Source organism: Flavobacterium gyeonganense (genome assembly GCF_029625295.1).
Classification (GTDB): Bacteria; Bacteroidota; Bacteroidia; order Flavobacteriales; family Flavobacteriaceae; genus Flavobacterium; species Flavobacterium gyeonganense.
This window is the reverse complement of sequence record NZ_CP121112.1, coordinates 4,928,287-4,950,606: the sequence shown is the minus strand read 5'-3', so window position 1 is coordinate 4,950,606 and position 22,320 is coordinate 4,928,287. Positions and strand designations below refer to the sequence as shown.

Here is a 22,320-nt window from a genome sequence, read left to right as displayed (position 1 = left end):
ATATAGTGGAATAAAAACAGTAGCTTATAAAACTTTATTTTAAAAAAAAATCAGCTGATTAATAACGAATAAATGACTTTGTCCAAAAACTTTCCATCATAAAATTCAGCTTCTTTTAAATGTGCTTCTTTTACAAAATTGCATTTTTGTAAAACTTTTTCAGAGGCAAAATTTTCAGGATCAATCACAGCTTCAATGGAGTGAAGTTTTAAGTCATCAAAGCCATAAGAAATTAATCGTTTTACTGCCTCAGTAATAATTCCTTTTCCATGAAACTCAGGAAGTAACATATAGCCAATTTCTGCACGATAATTTTCAGGCTGCAATCTGTAGAATCCTATAATACCTAAAATTTCAGGGTTGCCTTTTAATGTAATTCCCCAATTGATTCCTTCATTTTTTACGATTTTTTCTTCAATCATTCCAATATGTTCAAGAGCATCTTCTGTAGTTTTAACTAAAGGTCTTGGAATATATTTCATTGTTTCCGGATTTGATCGCAATTCAAAAACTTCATTTACATCATCATCTGTAATTCGTCTTAAAATAAAATGCTCAGTTTCTATAACCGGAAAAGGGGTGAAGTTAAAATTTAGCATAAAAAAATGATATAATGTTTTAATTCAGAATTATAACCCATTTAATTCTGGATTATTTTTTTTGTAAAAAGTAATTTGTATGAACACAGATAATAAGATAGTTAGGATTGCACCAATAAAATTCAGCCATAAATAACCTAATTTTTCCTGCCCACTTGGGTAAATATAAATCATAAAATAATAAATGATAAAAATGGTCAGCTGGCTAATAATTGCACTGTAGAACATTGGTTTTGCCTGAACACGTCTCAGATAAAAACCAACTAGAAAAATACCTAAAACAGTTCCGTAAAAAATTGATCCAATAATATTTACCAACTGAATTAAATTTTCAAACAATGTTCCTACACACGCAAAAAGTATCGCAACGACTCCCCAGAAAAGTGTGAAGAATTTAGTAGCATTGAGATAATGCTTTTCAGACTTCTCTTCTTTCAGGTTTCGTTTATAGATATCAATTGCAGTTGTTGATGCTAAGGCATTTAATCCGGAAGCGGTTGATGACATAGCTGCTGACATGATGACTGCCAGTAATAATCCTATGAGTCCTTTTGGTAAATAATGCAAAATGAAATGGAAAAACACATAATCTTTATCATTGGTTTCACTATTGCTGTCGGCTTTAGAAATGATTTCTTTCGCACGGTCACGCAAATCTTTTTCTTTGTTGGATAATGTAACTAATTCTTTTCGAAGAATTGGATTGTCATAATCCTGATTCAACTGTTCGATATACAAAAGATTGATTACTTTTTTATCTTCAGAAAGTTTGTTTAACTTAACTTCCAAAGCATGATATTCCTCTTTAAAAGCAGATTTTTCAATAATAATTTTATTATTTGGATTAAAATTCAAAGGAACAGGATTGAATTGAAAAAACACAAAAACCATAACCCCTGTAAGCAATATAAAAAACTGCATTGGAACTTTTAATAGTCCGTTCATAATTAATCCCATCTGGCTTTCCTTGACAGATTTTCCCGATAGATAACGGCCTACTTGCGACTGGTCTGTTCCAAAGTAGGCAAGCATAAGGAAAAAACCACCTGTGATTCCGCTCCAGAAAGTATATCTTTCTTCGGGATCAAAAGAAAAATCCACAATATTCATCTTGTCATTGGCACCGGCTATATGCATGGCACTTGAAAAAGTCATATCCTGTGGCAAATAATGCAGAATCAGAAAGAATGTGATAAACATCCCGGAAATAATCACGAACATTTGCTGTTTCTGAGTTACATTTACTGCTTTTGTCCCTCCGGAGAATGTATAGAATATAACAAGAACACCAATAAAGATGTTCATCAAAGTTAAATTCCAGCCTAAGAGAGTCGATAATATAATTGCTGGAGCATAAATAGTCAAACCAGTTCCTAATCCTCTTTGCACCAGAAATAAAATGGCTGCCAGCGAACGTGTTTTTACATCAAATCGCTTTTCCAGAAATTCATAAGCTGTAAATACTTTGTTTTTATGATATAAAGGAATGAAGGTCAGACAAATGACAATCATGGCAATTGGCAGTCCAAAATAAAACTGCACAAAACCCATTCCGTCATGATAGGCCTGCCCTGGTGTAGATAAAAAAGTAATCGCACTTGCCTGTGTTGCCATTACAGAAAGTCCAACGGTATACCAGGGAGTTTCATTATTGCCTAAAATAAAGTCTTCAACATTTTTGCTTCCCTTGGTTTTCCATGATCCGTATACTACAATAAATAAAAGGGTAACAATAAGTACAATCCAGTCAAATAGCTGCATAAGTTATGAGTATAATTGCATGATTAAGAAAAAAATAATAATGTAAACGGCATTTGCTACTAATACATAAGTGTAACTTTTTTTCCATCTTTTTTCTTTTTTCGCTTCCATTTTAATTAGTTTTTTAATTCCTGCTTTGGAGCTTCTATAGGCTGTTTTAGCGAAATAATATTCGAAAGTAACCGGTAAGCACCGGAAACACCTTCTGGTAGTTCTCTAAAAAAGCTCAGGCCAGTGTAAATATAATAGCCTTTTCCATATGGGGCCACTAACAAAGCTCCTTTTTTGTCTGATTCGCCTTTGTCATGGGATGAAATAATCGGAGTAAAAGCATCATCAAATTGATTAGGGTAATATAATCCCTGTTCCTGTGTCCATCCTTCAAAATCTTTTGTTGATATTTTGTTTGGCGTGTTTAAGACAGGATGATCCGGAGCAAGAAAAGTAACTTTTGCATTTTCCTCAGTCACACGGTCATTAGAAAGTTTAAGCGGGTAAGGTGCAATTTTATCCGTAACTAACTTGCCATTTGTATTGTATTGTACAATCATCGTTTTGCCACTTTTAACGAAATCAAAAAGGATTGGCTGTTTGTTTGCCAAAGCGTTTACGGTATTGTAAGCACGTATTCCTGTAATAATCACATTAAAAGATTCCAATCTCTGAGGTGTAATTTCTTCTGGTTTTAAAATAGTTACTTTATAACCCATCTGAGTCAGGCTTTCTGGAACTTCATCACCTGCGCCCATAATATAACCAATTGCATCATTCGTGGTTTTTAAATCAATTCGAATACATTTTGATTCGGCTGATTTTAAAACCAATTGCTTTGTGATATGAGTGAAATCAAGAATAGTCTGGTCTTTGTCAAATTTTTTGTTTTCCATCATAACTACGCTCTTTGCAACAGCTTCTTCAGGGTTGGAGGGAGGGATAACTTCAAAATAAAACGTTTGTTCCATTCCTTTTTTCTCCAGTGTAAACGGAATTTTGGTAGGAGTAACCACCCAGCTTTTAGGAAGTTGTAGTTGCAAATCTCCCTTAATTCCATCTTTTCCCGCACGGACTTTTACGGGAATCATTTTGCTTTTTGTGTCTTTAAAAATTAAGACTTTTTCCAGAATCGAAGTCGTAACTTCCGGAACAATATCCAGAAAATTATACATTTCTCCTTTTACGCCGTCATTATATTTATAGACAACAGTTCGTTCAAACGGAATATCAACACCGTTAATTCTTATATTAAAAAGCACTTTTACATCTCTTATGATGTCCGGAGTTCCGATGATTTCCTGATTCGATACAGTGTACATCCCAACACTTGCTTTTTCTTTCAGCCAGTAAGGCTGTGTATATTCGATAGTTTCAGGAAGCTTAATTTCAAGTTTGAATCGCTGGTCATTATTGTTTTTTAAGAAAAGCTTATATTTAACAGTTGTTTTATTGTCCGGCAACGAAGTTAAGCCTGTCAATTGCATTTCTACTGAAGATCTGTTGATAGCTTCAATGTTTAGTTTTACACTACTTCCCGGTGTGGCTTCCTGCTCATCAGCAACTGCTTCCAGATATAATCCGGCACTCAATGCGATAATGTTTTTTATTGCATCTGATTTTAAATCTTTCCAATGGGTATCTTCCAGTTCCTGAATCATCGAATATGCCTTTATCAAATCAGGAATACTTGCAGACGGATTGCTGAAATTATAATTTTTAATTATCTGCGAAATTAAGTCACCAATAGGTTTACCATTTTTTACACGGTTCCATGATGTATCAATTCCGTCAAATAAATCATTGAGGTTTTTGGCTTTTTCGCCTTTTATAAGTTCCAGATATTCAGTTTCTTCACCTCTTGCTCCGGTACTTCCAAATCCCTGCGACTGATGACGGCTGCGGCTTAAAGCAGCAATTTCCTGATTCGATTTGCCAATTCCGGCATAATAAACGCCTGTTTGCAAAGAAGTATATTTCGATTTATCAGCTGCATCAAATTTTTCCTGACTTCCAAAAAACCACCAGGATGGATTAAAAAATAAGCGTTTAACCTGCCAGGTGTCCACATATTTTAATTGTTCAGGATATTTTTTGGCATCGTTTGTCAAATTAAAACTCTCCACACTCAGCATTGCAGACGAGGTGTGATGGCCATGCGTCGTTCCGGGTGAGCGGTGATCAAAACGATTGATAATCACGTCCGGCTGAAATTTTCGGATTGTCCAGACTACATCGGCAAGGACTTTATCCTTATCCCAGATTTTTAAAGTTTCATCAGGGTTTTTTGAAAACCCAAAATCATTTGCACGCGAAAAAAACTGTTCCCCACCGTCTATTTTTCGGGCTTCAATCAGTTCCTGGGTTCTGATCACGCCTAATAATTCACGCAGCTGCGGACCAATTAAATTCTGGCCTCCATCGCCACGAGTCAGTGATAAATAACCCGTTCTCGCATTGACTTCATTTGATAAATATGAAATAAGCCGTGTGTTTTCGTCATCCGGATGCGCTGCAATGTATAAAACAGAGCCCAGAAAGTTTAATTTTTGAATTTGATTATAAATTTCGACAGCATTAGGTTTTTGAGGCTGCTGGGCAAAAGAAATTTGAATACTGATAAAAAAAAGTAAAAATAACTGTGTTTTTCGCATAGCGTGATTCATATTTTTGAAAGAGTCCCAAAAATAGTAATTAAATCTTTGAACCCTAATTAAATGAAATGTTAATATTGCATTTATTTGTGATTTGAAGTTTGTGCCAGGGCTAGAACAGTAGTTTTTAATATTAGAATTAGAAACTTTATATGACTTAACTTTTTGTAAGAAAAAATAAATATATTTGACACATATAAGAAACAGACTTTAGTATATGAATTTAAAAATCAGGTAGATAAAATAATCTTTTTTTCATATAAACAATTCATCGTTAAGGCTATCTACAACATCTAATTACTGATAAAATGAAAAAAATAAGACTTTATGCAGCCCTAATCAATACAATATTAATTACGTCGATTTGTATTGCTCAAAATAGTTTTAAAACCATCCAAAAAGACTTTTATAAATTATCAGGAACTTGGGAAGGCTCTTTGACATATCTTGACTATTCTTCAGGGAAACCTTATACTATGCCAGCAAACATAGAAATTAAAAGAATTGGCAAGTCTGAAAAATTTGTTTTCTCAAACATTTACCCAAATGAAACAAGTGCAAATTCAATTGATACAATATCTATATCACCGGACGGAAAATATATTGAGAAGGAATTAGTTAAATCAAAACGTAAACTGCCGGATGGTAATATTGAGATTATTACTGAAAATTTTGGAAATGATGGGAATGATAATAAACCTGCAACAATTAGACACACCTATACTTTGGGGCCAACAATTTACAAAAATAGAAAAGATGTACAATTTGCTGGTGAAACAGAATGGATAAACAGACATGAATACTCCTATAAAAAGAAATCGAGTAACTAATATCTGTTTTTAGCATATGACGGCTGAAGCGTTTCTATCAAACAATTAGCAAGTTTCAGTAATCGGAATTCTATTAAAATTTTGCTAAAAACTGCCATATCGCCAATCCGCGTAATATAAACGAAGATCCATATTTATGGAATGAAACGTTTCTACATTCTATTGCCATATAACTCAAATCAAGTCCAAAGTTGGCGATATCAATTTTTGGATTTCTGGAGACATAACAAGCTTATTTTTATTACAATTACAAACAATTGCCTAATTTCATCTTTCTATACATAATTAGTTAAAAATGTTATAATTAATGTCTTGCATTATTCTCAACAAAAAAACTAAAAACTATATTTTTATTAGAGAAAAAACATAAAATATTTCGCAAGCAATCTGTAAGCTGCGTTCCTGATATTTAAAGTCCTGCAAATGAGTGTTATCAAAAGCTTTTGGATCTTCATACGTAACCGCAATCCGTTTTTCAGCTCCTGCGATAAACGGACAGCCTTCGTCAGCCTGTGAGCAGGTCATAATGGCTGCATAACTACTTTCAGGATTAAATTCATCATCATACTTTTTTGAAAAACAGATATTTGGGGCATGGTTTTTAGCAAATTTAATGGCATGAACCGGATTGTTTCCTTCGGATAGTTTTTGAACTTTAAATCCGGTATTCGCTAAAGTTTGTGCAACTTTGGGGAACATCGCCGTAGCTTCTGTTCCTCCTGAATAGCAATATACATTTTTTACACCATAATAATGTGAAGCAGTTTGCGCCCATATCTGCGATAAATGACTTCTTCTGGAATTGTGGGTGCAAATGAAATTCAACCGGATATCTTCCTTATGGTCAATTTTCGATTGAATGAAATCAATAAGAGGATGTAAAATGTCTTTGCGTTCAGTAGTAATTTCTTCAAAATTAAATCCTGATACAACTTTTTCTATAGCAGTGAATAATGTTTCTTTATTTGACATATTAATTTAACGGAATAATTAGCAGCATCCTCCGCCTGGAGTACATGAATTAGCATTATTAGCGGTAAGCTGTATAAGGTTTGTTTTTTGTTTTTCGGCAGGAATTCCACATTGATCCTGTGCCAGACAAGCCGTTTTCTTATTGAGAAGTTGGAAATCCTTGCCATTGAAACCTAAATCATATTTTCCAATTGTAGTAGTGTCCTGATATTCGACTTCAATTTCAAAATCTTCAATTCCTAAAACTTTTTCAGAAAGTTTGATAATATGAATCAGTTTTTGTGGTTTTAAGCGATGTTCAAAATCGTTGGCATTCCAAAGCTGAAAGTTTACTACAGTTTCTTTACGTACAGTTCCTCCACAATCAATGAAATTTTTAGTTATTAAGCCTACTTCTGTAACATGAAAATGCTCCGGCACAAAGTTTCCGTCCGGTAATTGAAAGTTTACTGTTTCTACAGTGTTCAGTAGTGTTTTAATTTCTGATAGTTTCATAATATAAATATTAATTATTTATTGCAATATTACGATATTGTTAAATAAAAATGTTTAACAACATTTTTGATCAGTGAGTGTGAGAATGATTTTAGAAAAATAATCTTTTATGATAGTTAATGTCTTTTCATCAATACAATAACAAATAGCATTCCCTTCGATATTTCCTTTAATAATTCCAGCATTTTTTAATTCTTTCAAATGTTGAGAAACAGTAGGTTGTGCAAGTGGAAGCTCGTTGACAATATCTCCGCAAATACAGGTGTCAACTTTCAGCAGATATTCAATAATAGCAATTCGGGCAGGATGCCCCAACGCTTTTGCAATCATAGCAATCTGATTTTGTTTATCGGTAAAATGATCTGTTTTACTAGCTCCCATTTTTTTATTTTTATATTGCAATATTACGATAAATATTGTCTAAAAAAACTAATGGTGATATTTTTTATAATTAAAGAGATAGATTAATCAAATTCCATTTTTAAGATGTAGAAAATAATAACAAATATCCTTCAAAATACATTCTTCACATTTAGGTTTTGGCCTGCAGGTTTCCCTTCCGTGAAATGAGATTGCCATACCAATTTCTGACCAGATTTTTTTGGGTAAAACTTCCATCAGTTGTTTCTCGACCTTATTACCATCCTTGCTTTCTTTTACAATACCAAGTCTTGGAGCAACACGAATCACATGTAAATCGGTAATAATACCTTCTGGTGGGTGACCGGTTTCCCTTAAAATCACATTGGCAGATTTTCTTCCCAAACCTTTCAATGCTGTTAATCCATTTAGGGTAAGTGGAATATCTTTATCATTTTGAATCGTTTTGGCGATTTCAAGAAGCCAGTTGGTTTTGGTAGCGTGATTCCGAACTTTACTTACATAGGGCATAAAAGTTTCCGAATCTGCTTTTGAAAGACTTTTTAGGGTTGGAAACTCAGCAAAAAGGGCAGGAGCGATGTTGTTGATATTCGCATCAGAATCTTGTGCCGACAGTACAACCATCACCAGTAACTGATATGTGTTTTCATAGTCCAAAGGATGTTTTTTTCCTTTATATTTTTTTAAAATAGGTTTTAAATCCTGTTCCCAGTTTCTCGTTTCTCCAAATAAATCCATGACAGTTTTAGTTAATTGTGAATTCAATAATTTTTTTAATTACGTCATGATTTCCCAATATCTTTCGGTGACCAAGGCCTTCTGTCAAAAATAAACTCCCCTTTTGAAGGTTTTCATGAATATGAATTCCTGCTTTTACAGGAACTTCCGGATCATTTTTATCATGAATCACCAAAATAGGAATTGCTATTTTTTTAGCAGCCTGATACGCTGAGAAGTCATCCATTTTTACCTGATATTTATTTTCAAAATAATCACGCAGGCGATTACTAATTTCGGGTTTTAATCTCAATTTCGAAACAAATTCATCTAAAATATCCTGTACAATATCGCCACTGCCAATAATAACAGCCTTTTTTACATTCAAGCCGTTTTTAATGGCATTCAAAACAGACATGCCGCCTAATGAATGACCTATTGCAATTTCAAATGGCCCGTATTGTTTTTCTATTTCTAAAATCGATGTTATAAATTCAGACATTATAGTTGTGCTGCCTTTCGATTTTCCGTGAGCCGGAGCGTCAAAACTTACAATTGAATACCCGTGTTCTAAAAGTGAATCTGCAATTTTGAATAATTGTGTTCCGCGTCCTGACCAGCCATGAACAAGCAATGCTTTCTTTTTGCTTTTACCATATTCATAAACCCTAATGTTTTTATCAATTGCCGGAATATGAATTGTATTCTGGATGCTTTCAGAATCCATTTTTAATTCTCTTTTCGGAATTTTATGTTTTACAGGTGTTGTAAAAAGTTTTGCTGCATAAGCAGTTACGAGTTTTTGGGAAACAATGGCACATAATTTCGCAGAAATAATAATAAACAAGGGGATTTTTAAGGATTTTACAGGATTTGGTGTTTTTTTTGGCATAATGATAATTTTTATTTTGGAGCTAAATTCTACTAAGTTTTTTCCTAAATTTAAAAAACATAAAATTACAGAATAATAGCAATTTACGTATTAATTTGATTTAGTACCAATTTTATAAAACAGCCGTCTTAATGAAAATATTTCATCTTAGTGCAGAATGTTACCCAATGGCCAAAGTTGGCGGATTAGCCGATGTTGTCGGGGCATTGCCGAAGTATCAGCAAAATGCCGGGCATCAGGTAAGAGTAGTGGTTCCTGCATATGATACAAAGTTTAAACATGAAAATGATTTTGAAACCGTACATTCAGACAATGTTGTTTTAGGTAATTTTATATTTACTTATAATGTTCTAAAGGAAACAACTAATAAACTTGGGTATGAATTATATCTGATTGAAATTAAGGAGTTATTTGACCGTCCGAATGTTTATGGATATGAAGATGATATCGAACGTTTTTTATCTTTTCAGATTGCCACTTTAGACTGGATTTTGGCTAAGAATGTAATTCCCGACGTGATCAACTGTCACGATCATCATACAGGTTTAATTCCGTTTATGCTTCAATTTAGTTATAAATATGAAGCTGTAAGCAAGATCAGAACCGTTATCACCATTCATAACGGGTTGTATCAGGGATGGTTTGGTCATGATAAAATGCATTATATCCCAGAGTTTGATGTACGTCATGCAGGTTTTCTGGAATGGGATAATTCCTTAAATTCACTGGCTGTAGCGGTTAAATGTGCTGATGCGGTGACGACAGTTTCTCCGAGTTATCTGGATGAAATTAATGTTTCGGCAAACGGACTGGAATCGTTATTCAATCAAATGCGAAGCAAATCAAAAGGAATTTTAAACGGAATAGATATTGAAGTTTGGAATCCTTTCACAGATAAAATGCTGGAATCCCATTATTCAATTGATAATTTTGAATTTGGAAAACAAAAAAATAAGGAAAGGCTATGTGAAAGATTCGAATTAGATTCATCAAAACCTTTGTTTAGTTTTATTGGAAGATTATTCGATGAAAAGGGCGGCGATCTTTTGCCTCAGGCTTCCGCAATCGCGCTGTCTGAAAATTTTGAAAATATCAATATCCTGATTTTGGGATCAGGAAATCCTGATATTGAAACACAATTATTGCAGTTGCAAAACGATTATAAAGGGAATTACAATGTTTTCATTGGATATAATGAAGAACTGGCCCATTTAATTTATGCAGGTTCTGATTTTATATTAATGCCTTCAAGGGTAGAACCCTGCGGATTAAACCAAATGTATGCACTGCGTTACGGAACAGTTCCAATTGTAAGAAGAACAGGAGGTTTGAGGGATACGGTAATTGATTTTGGCGATGATGGAAACGGAATCTGCCACAATCAGGCGTCGGTTGAGGATGTCTGTTATTCAATTAATCGCGCTGTAAATTTGTATGATGATAAAACTGGGTTTAATAAAATAATAAAGAAAGGAATGGCTACTGATCATTCCTGGGAAAGAGTTTGCCAAGAATACATCGAAACATATAACCAAATAATTCAGAAAAATGAAAGTTAACAAAAAAGGAGTAGTTGCAATTATTTTAGGGGGTGGTCAGGGATCGCGTTTGTATCCGTTAACAGAAACGAGGTCTAAACCTGCCGTTCCTATTGGTGGCAAATACAGATTAGTTGATATTCCTATTTCCAACTGTATCAATTCAGATATTTTTAAAATATTTGTATTGACGCAGTTTAACTCGGCTTCTTTGAATGCTCATATTAAAAACACTTTTAATTTCAGTATTTTTAGTGAATCTTTTGTAGATATTTTGGCTGCTGAACAAACCCCTGATAATCCAACCTGGTTTCAGGGTACTGCTGATGCTGTTCGTCAGTGTATGTCACATTTCGTAAAACATGATTTTGAATATGCTCTGATTTTATCTGGTGATCAGTTATATCAGATGGATTTCAACGAGATGCTGGATGCCCATATCGCATCTGGCGCTCCTATTTCTATCGCTACTTTACCGGTTAATGCAAAAGACGCACCGGATTTTGGAATTCTTAAAGCAAATAATGAAAGTTGTATTGAAGCTTTTATCGAAAAACCACACGCTTCACTTTTGCCGGAATGGGAATCTGAAGTGAGCGAGCAAATGCAGGAAAAAGGTAAAAAGTATCTGGCTTCTATGGGAATATATATTTTTAACCGTCAGTTACTGGAGGAATTGATGGCGGATCCGGATACCAAGGATTTTGGAAAAGAAATCATTCCGCAGGCAGTAGGCAAGCATAAGATACTTAGCTATCAATATGAAGGCTATTGGACAGATATAGGAAACATTGATTCTTTTTTCGAAGCAAATATTGGTCTTACAGACGATATTCCTGAATTTAACCTGTTTGACAACTACAGTAAAATTTTTACACGTCCGAGATTACTTCCTCCTTCAAAATACAGAAACTCGAATATAAATCAGTCTTTAATTTCTGAAGGGTGCATTATCAATGCAAACGAAATATCAAAATCTGTAATTGGAATTCGTTCCAGAATTGGAGACGGAACAGTAATCCAGCATTCGTATGTTATGGGTAACGATTTTTATCAGGATATTGATGAGATGAATCAGGATTCCCTGAACAATACAATCCAAATCGGCATAGGAGAGAACTGTTTTATTAAAAATGCTTTAGTTGATAAAAATGTACGTATTGGTAACAATGTCCACATCAACGGAGGTACTCATCTGGAAAATTTTACAAATGAATTGTACACTATAAAGGACGGGATTGTTGTGATTAAAAAAGGAGCTATTCTTCCGGATAATTTCAGGATAGATTAATGTTTAGTACTTAGTACTTAGTGATTAGTGATTAGTAAAGAGTATGCTTTATAATAATCACAAAAGACTAAGAACTAATTATTAAAACTAAAAAACAACTAATTGCTAAGTACTAGTCACTAATTACTAATTAAAATATGTCCAACGTTATTACGCATTCTCTATTTACTGATTTTGATATCGATTTGTTCAAAGCGGGAAAACACTTTAAGTTATATGAAAAACTGGGTGCACACTTAATTGAAATCGATGGGATAAAAGGCGTATATTTTGCTGTCTGGGCGCCAACAGCTCAATCCGTTTCAGTTGTCGGGGATTTTAACTACTGGACTCAGGGGCAACATATGCTGCAGGTGCGTTGGGATTCATCAGGTATTTGGGAAGGCTTTATTCCAAATTTAGATAAAGGGACACTTTATAAATATAAAATTCAATCTAATATTAACGGAATTGTAACCGAAAAAGCAGATCCTTTTTCATTATACTGTGAAAAACCACCCCATACCGCTTCTGTAGTGTGGGATTTAGATTATAATTGGAAAGACGAAAGTTGGATGAAGTCGCGTGAAGAACACAATGCATTGGATAAACCATATTCTGTTTATGAAGTGCATTTAGGCTCCTGGAAACGTGGTAATGACAATAAGTTCTTAACCTATCTGGAACTGGCGGATGATTTGGTCGCTTATGTTAAAGAAACAGGTTTTACACACGTAGAATTTATGCCGGTTATGGAGTATCCTTATGATCCTTCATGGGGTTATCAGCTGGTTGGATATTTTGCTCCAACTTCCCGTTTTGGCAAGCCTCAGGATTTTATGGTTTTGGTTGATAAACTACATGAGGCGGGTATTGGAGTGATTCTCGACTGGGTTCCGTCACATTTCCCTGATGATGCACATGGTTTAGGTTTTTTTGACGGCTCGTATTTATACGAACATCCGGATCGAAGAAAGGGGTATCATCCCGACTGGAAGAGCCTTGTTTTTAATTACGGGCGTAATGAAGTCAGGGCTTTTCTGATCAGTAATGCTGTTTTTTGGCTTCAAAAATATCATGTTGATGGTTTGCGTGTTGATGCTGTAGCTTCAATGCTTTATTTGGATTATTCAAGAAACGACGGTGAATGGGAGCCTAATATTTATGGAGGAAATGAAAATTTAGAAACCATTAGTTTTCTGAAGGAATTTAATGAAGTGATTTACGCTAATTTTGAGGGGGTCCAAACGATTGCAGAAGAAAGTACTTCTTTTCCAATGGTTTCCAGACCTACATTTACGGGAGGTTTAGGCTTTGGAATGAAATGGATGATGGGCTGGATGCATGATACTTTAAAATATTTTCAAAAAGAAACGGTTTACAGGAAATACCATCAAAATGATTTGACTTTTTCGATGACCTATGCTTTTACCGAAAATTTCATGCTGCCTTTTTCACATGACGAAGTGGTTTATGGAAAGCAATCTATTCTATATAAAATGCCGGGTGACGAATGGCAGAAATTTGCCAATTTAAGACTGCTCTACGGCTATATGTTTACGCATCCCGGAACCAAATTGTTGTTTATGGGATCTGAATTTGGACAGACTGCCGAATGGAATTTTGAAAACAGTCTGGACTGGCATTTATTGCAATACGACTATCATTCAGGAATAAAAAAAATCATTACCGATTTGAATCAATTGTATAAATCACAGCCTGCTTTATATGAAAAACAATTTAACGGGGAAGGTTTTGAATGGATCAACTATTCAGATCATCAAAATGCTGTTATATCGTATATCCGAAAAGGAAATAATCCTCAGGAAAATTTGATTATTGTTTGTAATCTTACTCAGGTTGTTCGTGAGAATTATAGAATTGGAATTCCTCAGAAAGGAAAATTAAAAGAAATATTCAACACTGATTCTCCTGTTTATAGCGGAAGTGGAGTAAGTAATCCCGGAACTTTGGAAATAGAATCTTATCCTTACGATGGAAGAGATTTTTCAGTGGAATTAACTTTGCCTCCTCTAAGTGTTACGGTTTATTCTTTTGTATAAAAAGTATAGCTGTCAGCGTGCTGTGATTTTTTTATTTTTAAGGTTCTAAATTACTGAATTGATGTTTTTTTAATATCTAAATTATCACTCAGTCAGAAAAAACGTTTTCGTTAATAAACCTTTTATTCATAGGGTATTACTAAGTTTTTTTGTAAGTTTGAAACTAAAGGCAGCAGCATTAAATTTAATCCATTACTCATATGATTACAAATACCGCACTAGAATACAAGGGTAATTTATTTCCATCAAAAGTAGTTTCGTATGAACATGAAGGCGATTCCATTTCTTTTAATACAGACAATAACGTAATTTTAAAAGTAACCATTCTCAGGGATAGTTTAATTCGTTTTCGTTTTACTACAAAAGGCTATTTCAGTAATGATTTTTCGTATGCTATTGATAAAAGTCAGCTGCATGGTTATAATTTTTTGAATGTTTCCGAAGAAGAAAATCATTTTGAAATCAGGACCAGCAAAGTAAAATGCAAAATTAAAAAGGCAGATCTTCGCTTGTCAATTTATGATTTAAATGACTTTTTAATTCTCGAAGACGAACTTGGTTTTCATTGGGAAGAAAGCTACGAATATGGCGGAAATATTGTAAAAATGAGTAAATCATCAAAAGATGGCGAATGTTTTTACGGTCTTGGCGATAAAGCCACTCAAATGAATTTAAAAGGCAAAAGAGTAGAAAATTTTGCTACCGACCAATACGCATATCATAAAGATCAGGAGCCTTTGTATAAGGTAGTTCCTTTTTATATTGGCTTACATAATAAACAATCTTACGGTATTTTCTTTGACAATACATTCCGTACTTTTTTTGACTTTTGTCAGGAAAGAAGAAATGTAACCAGTTTCTGGAGTGAAGGTGGCGAAATGAATTATTATTTCATTTACGGACCTCAAATGCAGGATGTAGTTACGACTTACACCGATTTAACCGGTAAGCCGGAATTGCCGCCGCTTTGGGTTTTAGGATACCACCAGTGTAAATGGAGTTATTATCCGGAGAGTAAAGTAAAAGAAATCACTTCAAAATTCAGGGAACTTAAAATCCCTTGTGATGCCATATACCTGGACATCGATTATATGGATGGTTTTCGATGTTTTACATGGAATAAGGATTATTTCCCCGATCCAAAGAAAATGGTTGCTGAATTAGCTGAAGATGGTTTTAAAACAATAGTAATCATTGACCCGGGAATTAAAATTGATAAAAATTACTGGGTTTATCAGGAAGGTCTTGAAAAAGATTATTTCTGTAAAAGGGCAGACGGACCTTATATGAAAGGAAAAGTATGGCCAGGTGAATGTAATTTTCCGGATTATACCAATCCTGTAGTAAGGGAATGGTGGGCAGGATTATTTAAGGAATTGATTTCAGACATTGGGGTAAAAGGAGTGTGGAATGATATGAACGAACCTGCTGTTATGGAGGTTCCGAATAAAACTTTCCCAATGGATGTACGCCACGTTTATGATGGTAATCCTTGCAGTCACAGAAAAGCACATAATATTTACGGTACTCAAATGGCGAGAGCTACTTATCATGGTGTAAAACGATTTGTGTATCCAAAGCGTCCTTTTGTAATTACCAGATCAGCTTATTCGGGTGCTCAGCGTTACACGTCTTCATGGACTGGTGATAACGTAGCAACCTGGGAACATTTATGGATTGCTAACATTCAGGTACAGCGTATGAGTATTTCCGGAATGGGTTTTACAGGTTCTGATATTGGAGGATTTGCAGAACAGCCAACAGGCGAATTATATGCGCGTTGGATTCAGTTAGGCGTTTTTCACCCTTTTTGTAGAACACATTCTTCAGGAGATCACGGAAATCAGGAACCTTGGGCTTTTGATGAAGAAGTAGTTAATATTACCCGAAAATTTGTTAGTCTTCGTTATCAATTATTACCATACTTATATACCATGTTCTGGCAGTATATCGAAGAAGGGATTCCTATGTTGAAACCTTTGGTATATTATGATCAGGATGATACTCAGACACATTATCGCAATGATGAATTTATCTTCGGAAATCACATATTAGTTTGCCCAATTCTGGAGCCTAATGCTGTAGGAAGACGTATGTATATTCCAAGAGGGGAGTGGTACAATTATTGGACAAATGAATTTGCAACAGGAGGACGAGAAGTATGGGTTGATTCTAAATTTGATGAAATTCCGGTTTTCGTAAAAGCAGGATCAATTATTCCTAAATATCCTGTACAGCAATATGTTGGAGAGTTAGAATTTGATGAATTAGTTCTTGATTATTATTTCAAAATCGGAAAAGAAAAATCAGAAGTTTATGAAGATGCCCAAGATGGGTATGATTACAAAAAAGGCCGCTTTAGCTTTTTATCTTTTAGAAGTGTCGGAAAAGAAAAAGAAGTAATTATTCAGTTATATAAAGAAGGAAAATATGAAACGCCATATACTAAATACAAAATCAATTTTATAGGACTGCCTTTTAAAGTAACCGAAATTGAAATAGACAATGAAAAAATTGAATTTAACGCAACTGATTTTGAAGCGAACCATTTCTTAATCGTTGAAAAAGAATTTAATGAGCTTCATCTTATTGGCGAGTAATTCTGTTCCGGATAATATAAAATCAAAAAAGCGAAACCTCTAATTAAGTTTCGCTTTTTTGATTTCAGTCAGATCCCCATCATTTTTTTGATTTTAATCTGCTTAATGTTTCCTGTGATATATTCAAATAAGAAGCTACCACTTTATTAGGAAGTCTTTTCACAATGATCGGTTTTTCTTTTAACAGATTTTCATATCGGGTTTGTGCATCCATGGTGATGAATGACATTAGGCTATTCGTATTGGTAACGTATGCAAATTCTAAATAATTCCGATAGAATTTTTCCCAAACAGGATATTTTTCTAAAAGGCTGAAAAAATCACTCTGGTCAATGTAAAGCAAATGTGAATCTTCGAGAGCCTGAACATATTCTAAAGATGCTTCTTTAGTAATAAAAGATACTAATGCCGAAGCAAAATGATTTTCAAAAGCAAGAAAACGTGTAGATTCCTGTCCTTCTTCATTTATGAAAAAAATGCGGATACAACCTTTTTTTACAAAATAAAGCTGTTTACCAAATTCACCATGACTTACCACAAGTTCATTTTTCTTAACAAAAATTGTCCTGAAGAAAGGCAATATAGCATTTAAATCTTGATCTGAAATGCTAATTTTATCCCTGATAAACTGAGTAAGCTGTTCCATACTTATTTTTCATAAATTAAAGAATAATTCCTTGTCGATTTTTTAAAGCCGGATAGATTGTGTTTTATCTTTAGAAGTTGCTTTTTCTGCCAGTTTTCTTGCTCTTGGAATAATCAGAAATGCAGACAGATAAGCAACAGGAAGCATCACGCTCCATGCTTTTAAAAATTTAAAAAACCAATCTTCCCCAAAGCCATAATTACGAATCAATCCCACAAAGGCCATTATTAATGTCATTGGTAAAACTACAAATAATGTATTGATGTACTTGAAATGTTTTTTATTCATCTTTATTGTTTTTATGTTCATTGCAAAGATGAAATTTGTGAATAACCGAAAAATTGATGTAAGTCAAAAAAATATACTAATGGAGAATTTTTAATATTTATATAAGACTGTAAAAAAATAATCTTTTTTCAGATCATCAGAAACTAAAAAAAGATTATTTATGAGACGCAGAAGTTGCTATAAAGCATTCTTTTTTTTGGAGTGACATTGAGTCAGGAAGCCTTTAAAAGTAGTAAAATAACCATTTGATAAAGTAGTTGAGCCGTCTTCATTTTTCGAATTCAGATCCGCATCATAATATTTGGAGAAGGCAAATTTGCTTTTGCTTAGATTTTATAAAAAAAATCAAACTTTAATTATCCAAATTATTAATAGAAAAATCCATTGTAGAAATAAAATTGCTAAAATACCTTTTCTGCTAGGTTCGGTAGTATTATGTAATGCATTTATAGTTTTTGTTTTTATAATATCTTTCAATTCAATTTTATCCTGACTTAAATCGACATCGTCCAACTTTATTTTTTTAATCCAAATAACAATACTTTTTTCAACCATTTATTATCGGTTTCTGACTTTACCTGATTTAAAAGTTTAATTTTGGCTAATCCTAAATCGGCTCCTTTTTTTAAACCATCAGGCTGATTTTCTTTGAATTTTGTTAAGACTTTATCTAATAATGGAGTAATTGTGCTCTCTGACTTATCTTTTATCAAACGATGCACAACTTTACTTATAATATATTTGTTTCCAAGTATTATATATAAAAAAGGTGCTAAAAAAATTAGCACAAGTAAGGTTGTTCCAACTGGTTTACTGGTAAAAAACACTAATAGTATTAGTGCTCCAGAATTGGTATGTGCTGCATGACCAACATTTGCTGATAATAAAAAACAGCCTATTGTACAGCAAATTAAAGTATTAACAAATCCTAATAAATTAATTTTTATAAAACTGAAAATGGCTATAGATGATATTTTTGCAAAGTATTTTACTTGTTCTTTCATGAATTTTATATTGTTTTTTTTCTTGGTATTGTATTAAAATCCTACTTAAAGAAGTTAAATTAATATTTATAGTATTCCTGTCCTTTATCATGGACAATACGGATGTATTCTATTTCGCCTTCGGTCTGGCGGTACATGATGTTATAAAAATCTGCTTTTGATCGTTCTTCGTCATTATCGAAACCATTAAAAGTCGTAAAATAACCATTGGATAACGTAGTGAGAGAACCATCTTCATTTTTCGAATTCATATCAGCATCATAATATTTAATGACTGGTAAATCTGCCGTTTCTCTTTTTTTATTAATGTCTGATACTTTCATCCCTGCTTTTACTTCTGCGCCTTCAATATTTAGAGATTTTGAGTAAATTTTAAAGGGATAAATGAATTTTTTTGGTGCTTTATGCCCATTTTTTTCTTCATTTAGCATATCCATATAAAATTCCGGATCCGTCTTTTCTGGGAACCATCCATCTTTATGATTTCTTTCCTTTAAAAATTTCACAGACATTCTACCTTTCGCTTGTTCAAGCTTTCCCATTTGTCCTAAAGGACTGTCAAGGTTCATAAAGAAGATATGGAGTTCATCAATACTATTATCTTTATCGGATTCGGAAACATAAATTCCTAAATCGTCCCAAATGTATACGCTTGTTTGATATACTCTACTATATTTACCAAAAACATTTACCCATTCCGAAACAGGTTTCCCAAAAGGCAGTTCCTGGCTTTTATAAGTAATACTATGTTCACTAATATAAATATCATTTTCTGGCATGAGTTCTTTTTTTGAGGTTTGGCATTGCATGAGCATACTGCTCAATATTAAAATTACTAATTGTTTCATTTAAAATAATTTAAAATTTCTTGCACTTTTTTATTACTTATGGCTCTTTGAGTAACCTGTTCGGCATGATCATATACAGTAGCGCTCTGAATTCTCTTAATAGTCTCAATATCGATATTTTTTACCCAACTATTCACCGTTTCATTAGCCCAATCCGTAATTTGATACACAGGATGTAAGGTGTATTTGTTTATTACATATTTGGCAAGTTCTTCCCCAGTTGGGTCAGTACCTGTTTTCCAAATCTCCAAAATTCTTGTGGCTACATCTCTTACCGCTATTTTGGCGAGCTCAGACGCCAAAGGATTAAGGGGATGATTAAGTGCGTCTTTGGCTACTTGGGTATGGGTTGGGTCAGTTCCGTAATTTTTATTACTATTTTCTGTTTGCTCTACCTTTATATCATCATCTGCAGAACCTAAAAGTAAATTGTATGCTATATTATTAAACGTCGCTAACGAATCTCCCATGTAACTTAACCCTCTGTCTATTGTTCTGCCTAACCAGCCGGTATATTCCACTGCTGCAGATTTGGCATCAATAAGTCTTAAATAATTTTTATACATGTTAAGTATATCTGATGTCTTCATTCCTTTATAAGTCGGGTTTTGTTCCAGACCATCAGACTGTTGTCCGGTAGACAAATCTTCTAAAGTGGTGAGTATAAAAGCATCCTGAAAAGTTCTGTCGCCAGGTTTTCTTTGTTCATAATCCTGTATTCCAACAGGAAACATTTTATCTCCTGCTTTAGGCAATACACTTGCCATAGTATCGTCAAGCAAAAATTTACCCGTTATTAGAGGTATTGTACTATAATCTGTACCTTGTTTGCCTTCTACCCAAGGATATACTAACAACAATTCTTTTCCTAAAGCACTATTTTTATTTTTATCTAGCAAAAAACTCCCTGCTTTTATTAACGATAATTCTACAAAATTAGTGTGCGAAAAAAAATCTTCGAGTACATGAAAAGCTGCCCCTAAATGCCTAAAACCATCTTTGTTCCTGCCATATTGAACTGCCATTTTTAGCTGTTGAAACATATAAGTATCAGATGTAGGTCTTTGAGGATCTGATTCTCCTTTTGTAGCTATATAGTTTTTAACATTAAGTTCGTTTACCAATAGCGCTTTGGGAGTTTCTCCTGCATAAAGTTTCTTTGTGGTAAAACTTCCTTTTGCATATTCATATTGAAAAGAAATACTAAGACTACTAAAATCTTCTAACCCTTTCGGGTTGTCGATGTGTTCTTCAGGACGGTATATCCCCAAAATATCTTTGGTAAGACTTCCGTAGTTTTTTCTAAAAGTCTTAACATGATCCTGATAATTATGAGTGAATTTATTTGAACCGAAAACAAATTCTTTAGCAGCTAATATCTCTAAAAGCTTTACCAGACCATCATGAGATAGTTTATAAGGATTCATTTTCAGCAAACTGTTTAGATGTTTGATTCCGCTCTGTTTAATTTTGTCTATATCTGCTTTTTCTAGTCTGATAGTACTTTCTAATATAATCTGGGAATAATCACGAAGCCAGTTTCCATAGTAGATTTGTTTTACTTCTAATTCAGTTAGTTTTCTATATCTAACCATTTCTTCTAAAGCCTCTCTTTCAATACCTCCGTGCATACCAGCCTCAAAACCGGCACCAAAACCCTCTTCATCTTCGTTTGGGTTGGCATCATATTGTTTTTCTTCGTTTACATATTCTTTTAATTGCGTATGTAATTCAGAGAAATCTATGATAAAATCCCCTGCAAAATTAGGAGTTTGTGCTTTTGCAAAACAAAGCTGCGTTTCTTTAAAAATATCAAAACTAAACAAGGCATACGCAAATTTAGCTCCTTCGTCTATATAATCGGTATCTTTAATCCCGTTAGTTGCAAGTTCTGTTCTTAATAGGTTATCAATATGATGTCCATACTCTTCTACCAAAGCCACCATTAATTCTGCTCTTGTATCATTATCTTTTACTGCCATGTCAATAAAATGCTCCCATACCAATATCTTTTTTTTATAATTACTATAATTGGCTTTTCTTCCTTTATGAGGAATTTTTGTTACTATAATTTCCGGAGCTTTAATAGAACCGTCACTAAGTCCTCTGTATAATTTACTTAATGCACTTGCTTCAATTTCTTCTCCAAAAATTCCAATCATAAAAAACATAAAAGGCAGTTCGTCTAATTGCCTTGCTAAAGCAGATAACTGTTCGTGTCCATATTCGCTCTCAAGTTTGTATTCGCTTTCAACTACTTTAATAGGGGGAGGAATATATTTTTCAGGTTCTCCATAAACAGTTTCAGGAGCTGAGATTTCTATTTTTTTTCCGGAAATAATTTTAATTCCGCTCTTGGCATGTATGGTGTTATTACCACCTGTTATTTCGGTAATATTCCCTTTTACGTATCTGGTTCTTGACATACTCTTTATTGCGGGATTATTGTATTGGTTAGAAAATCTATAACTTTAAATTGATCATCATTAAAAAATGTCTTGTTGGCCAGATACTGAATATCTTCTTTAGGCAAAAGTATTATGGTTTTACCATCTTGTAGGCGAATCTCTTCCCGATAAGAATTTAATTCAAAAGATTTACCATTAATTCTTATTTGTCTGAAGGTATTTGACATAGAGTTGCCAAAAGGATCCTTATAAGTTACATTATTGTCCTTTATAATATAGACTGCATTATTTTTAAGATTGCAAAACATATATGGTTTATCTTCTATCTCCATTATTGTTATTCCGTGAATTGCTTTCATAGTA

The 22,320-nt window shown here is 33.6% G+C and carries 19 protein-coding genes; 5 read left to right on the top strand and 14 right to left on the bottom strand.

All coding sequences use genetic code 11. The features are described from left to right. Positions 1-50: 50 nt before the first annotated feature. The 3 genes from P5P89_RS20940 to P5P89_RS20930 form a co-directional block, all read right to left on the bottom strand. A complete protein-coding gene (locus tag P5P89_RS20940) occupies positions 51-599 on the bottom strand; it encodes a GNAT family N-acetyltransferase (RefSeq protein ID WP_278010076.1) in 549 nt (182 codons plus the stop codon). Between the two features lie 30 nt (positions 600-629). Further along, complete coding sequence (locus tag P5P89_RS20935) at positions 630-2,360, bottom strand: sodium:solute symporter family protein (RefSeq protein WP_278010075.1); 1,731 nt, start codon at positions 2,358-2,360, stop codon at positions 630-632. Between the two features lie 116 nt (positions 2,361-2,476). Then, positions 2,477-5,005, bottom strand: coding sequence for a PIG-L family deacetylase (locus tag P5P89_RS20930; RefSeq protein WP_278010074.1), 2,529 nt, complete (start codon positions 5,003-5,005; stop codon positions 2,477-2,479). A 308-nt stretch (positions 5,006-5,313) separates the two neighbouring features. Between P5P89_RS20930 and P5P89_RS20925 the strand changes: the two genes are divergently transcribed. Further along, positions 5,314-5,835 carry a hypothetical protein gene (locus P5P89_RS20925; protein ID WP_278010073.1) on the top strand — a complete coding sequence of 174 codons (522 nt, stop codon included), beginning with the start codon at positions 5,314-5,316 and terminating at the stop codon, positions 5,833-5,835. A 342-nt stretch (positions 5,836-6,177) separates the two neighbouring features. On the opposite strand, the gene P5P89_RS20920 is transcribed toward P5P89_RS20925, so the two are convergent. The 5 genes from P5P89_RS20920 to P5P89_RS20900 all read right to left on the bottom strand — a co-directional run bounded on the left by P5P89_RS20920 (position 6,178) and on the right by P5P89_RS20900 (position 9,292). Then, positions 6,178-6,807 carry an arsenate-mycothiol transferase ArsC gene (locus P5P89_RS20920; RefSeq protein WP_278010072.1) on the bottom strand — a complete coding sequence of 210 codons (630 nt, stop codon included), beginning with the start codon at positions 6,805-6,807 and terminating at the stop codon, positions 6,178-6,180. 18 nt (positions 6,808-6,825) lie between these two features. Then, positions 6,826-7,302 (bottom strand): DUF6428 family protein, encoded by a 477-nt coding sequence (locus P5P89_RS20915; protein WP_278010071.1) that lies wholly within the window; start codon positions 7,300-7,302, stop codon positions 6,826-6,828. A 54-nt stretch (positions 7,303-7,356) separates the two neighbouring features. Beyond that, positions 7,357-7,683 carry an ArsR/SmtB family transcription factor gene (locus P5P89_RS20910; RefSeq protein ID WP_278010070.1) on the bottom strand — a complete coding sequence of 109 codons (327 nt, stop codon included), beginning with the start codon at positions 7,681-7,683 and terminating at the stop codon, positions 7,357-7,359. 87 nt (positions 7,684-7,770) lie between these two features. Continuing rightward, a complete protein-coding gene (locus P5P89_RS20905; RefSeq protein WP_278010069.1) occupies positions 7,771-8,421 on the bottom strand; it encodes an endonuclease III domain-containing protein in 651 nt (216 codons plus the stop codon). A 7-nt stretch (positions 8,422-8,428) separates the two neighbouring features. Further along, positions 8,429-9,292: an alpha/beta fold hydrolase gene (locus P5P89_RS20900; protein WP_278010068.1), complete on the bottom strand. Its 864-nt coding sequence runs from the start codon at positions 9,290-9,292 to the stop codon at positions 8,429-8,431. Between the two features lie 131 nt (positions 9,293-9,423). Here P5P89_RS20900 and P5P89_RS20895 point away from each other — a divergent pair, with 131 nt between their 5' ends. From P5P89_RS20895 to P5P89_RS20880, 4 genes are all read left to right on the top strand, one after another. Further along, on the top strand, positions 9,424-10,851 hold the full coding sequence (locus P5P89_RS20895) for a glycogen synthase (protein ID WP_278010067.1): 1,428 nt from the start codon (positions 9,424-9,426) through the stop codon (positions 10,849-10,851). Beyond that, on the top strand, positions 10,841-12,121 hold the full coding sequence (locus P5P89_RS20890) for a glucose-1-phosphate adenylyltransferase (protein ID WP_278010066.1): 1,281 nt from the start codon (positions 10,841-10,843) through the stop codon (positions 12,119-12,121). Before P5P89_RS20895 ends, P5P89_RS20890 begins: the two co-directional genes overlap by 11 nt. Before the next feature lie 137 nt (positions 12,122-12,258). Further along, positions 12,259-14,163, top strand: coding sequence for a 1,4-alpha-glucan branching protein GlgB (gene glgB, locus P5P89_RS20885; protein WP_278010065.1), 1,905 nt, complete (start codon positions 12,259-12,261; stop codon positions 14,161-14,163). Positions 14,164-14,363: 200 nt separating this feature from the next. Further along, positions 14,364-16,763 carry a glycoside hydrolase family 31 protein gene (locus P5P89_RS20880; RefSeq protein ID WP_278010064.1) on the top strand — a complete coding sequence of 800 codons (2,400 nt, stop codon included), beginning with the start codon at positions 14,364-14,366 and terminating at the stop codon, positions 16,761-16,763. Between the two features lie 79 nt (positions 16,764-16,842). Here the strand turns inward: P5P89_RS20880 and P5P89_RS20875 are convergent, their stop codons facing one another. The 6 genes from P5P89_RS20875 to P5P89_RS20850 all read right to left on the bottom strand — a co-directional run bounded on the left by P5P89_RS20875 (position 16,843) and on the right by P5P89_RS20850 (position 22,316). Further along, positions 16,843-17,409, bottom strand: coding sequence for a Crp/Fnr family transcriptional regulator (locus P5P89_RS20875; RefSeq protein ID WP_278010063.1), 567 nt, complete (start codon positions 17,407-17,409; stop codon positions 16,843-16,845). Between the two features lie 42 nt (positions 17,410-17,451). Further along, positions 17,452-17,697: a DUF2798 domain-containing protein gene (locus P5P89_RS20870; protein ID WP_278010062.1), complete on the bottom strand. Its 246-nt coding sequence runs from the start codon at positions 17,695-17,697 to the stop codon at positions 17,452-17,454. A gap of 515 nt (positions 17,698-18,212) precedes the next feature. Continuing rightward, positions 18,213-18,701 carry a hypothetical protein gene (locus P5P89_RS20865; RefSeq protein ID WP_278010061.1) on the bottom strand — a complete coding sequence of 163 codons (489 nt, stop codon included), beginning with the start codon at positions 18,699-18,701 and terminating at the stop codon, positions 18,213-18,215. Positions 18,702-18,760: 59 nt separating this feature from the next. After that, on the bottom strand, positions 18,761-19,549 hold the full coding sequence (locus P5P89_RS20860) for a DUF7738 domain-containing protein (RefSeq protein WP_278010060.1): 789 nt from the start codon (positions 19,547-19,549) through the stop codon (positions 18,761-18,763). Next, a complete protein-coding gene (locus P5P89_RS20855) occupies positions 19,546-21,975 on the bottom strand; it encodes an HET-C-related protein (RefSeq protein ID WP_278010059.1) in 2,430 nt (809 codons plus the stop codon). Before P5P89_RS20855 ends, P5P89_RS20860 begins: the two co-directional genes overlap by 4 nt. Before the next feature lie 5 nt (positions 21,976-21,980). Then, positions 21,981-22,316, bottom strand: a complete 336-nt coding sequence (locus P5P89_RS20850) for a hypothetical protein (protein ID WP_278010058.1) — start codon at positions 22,314-22,316, stop codon at positions 21,981-21,983. Between the last annotated feature and the right edge of the window lie 4 nt (positions 22,317-22,320).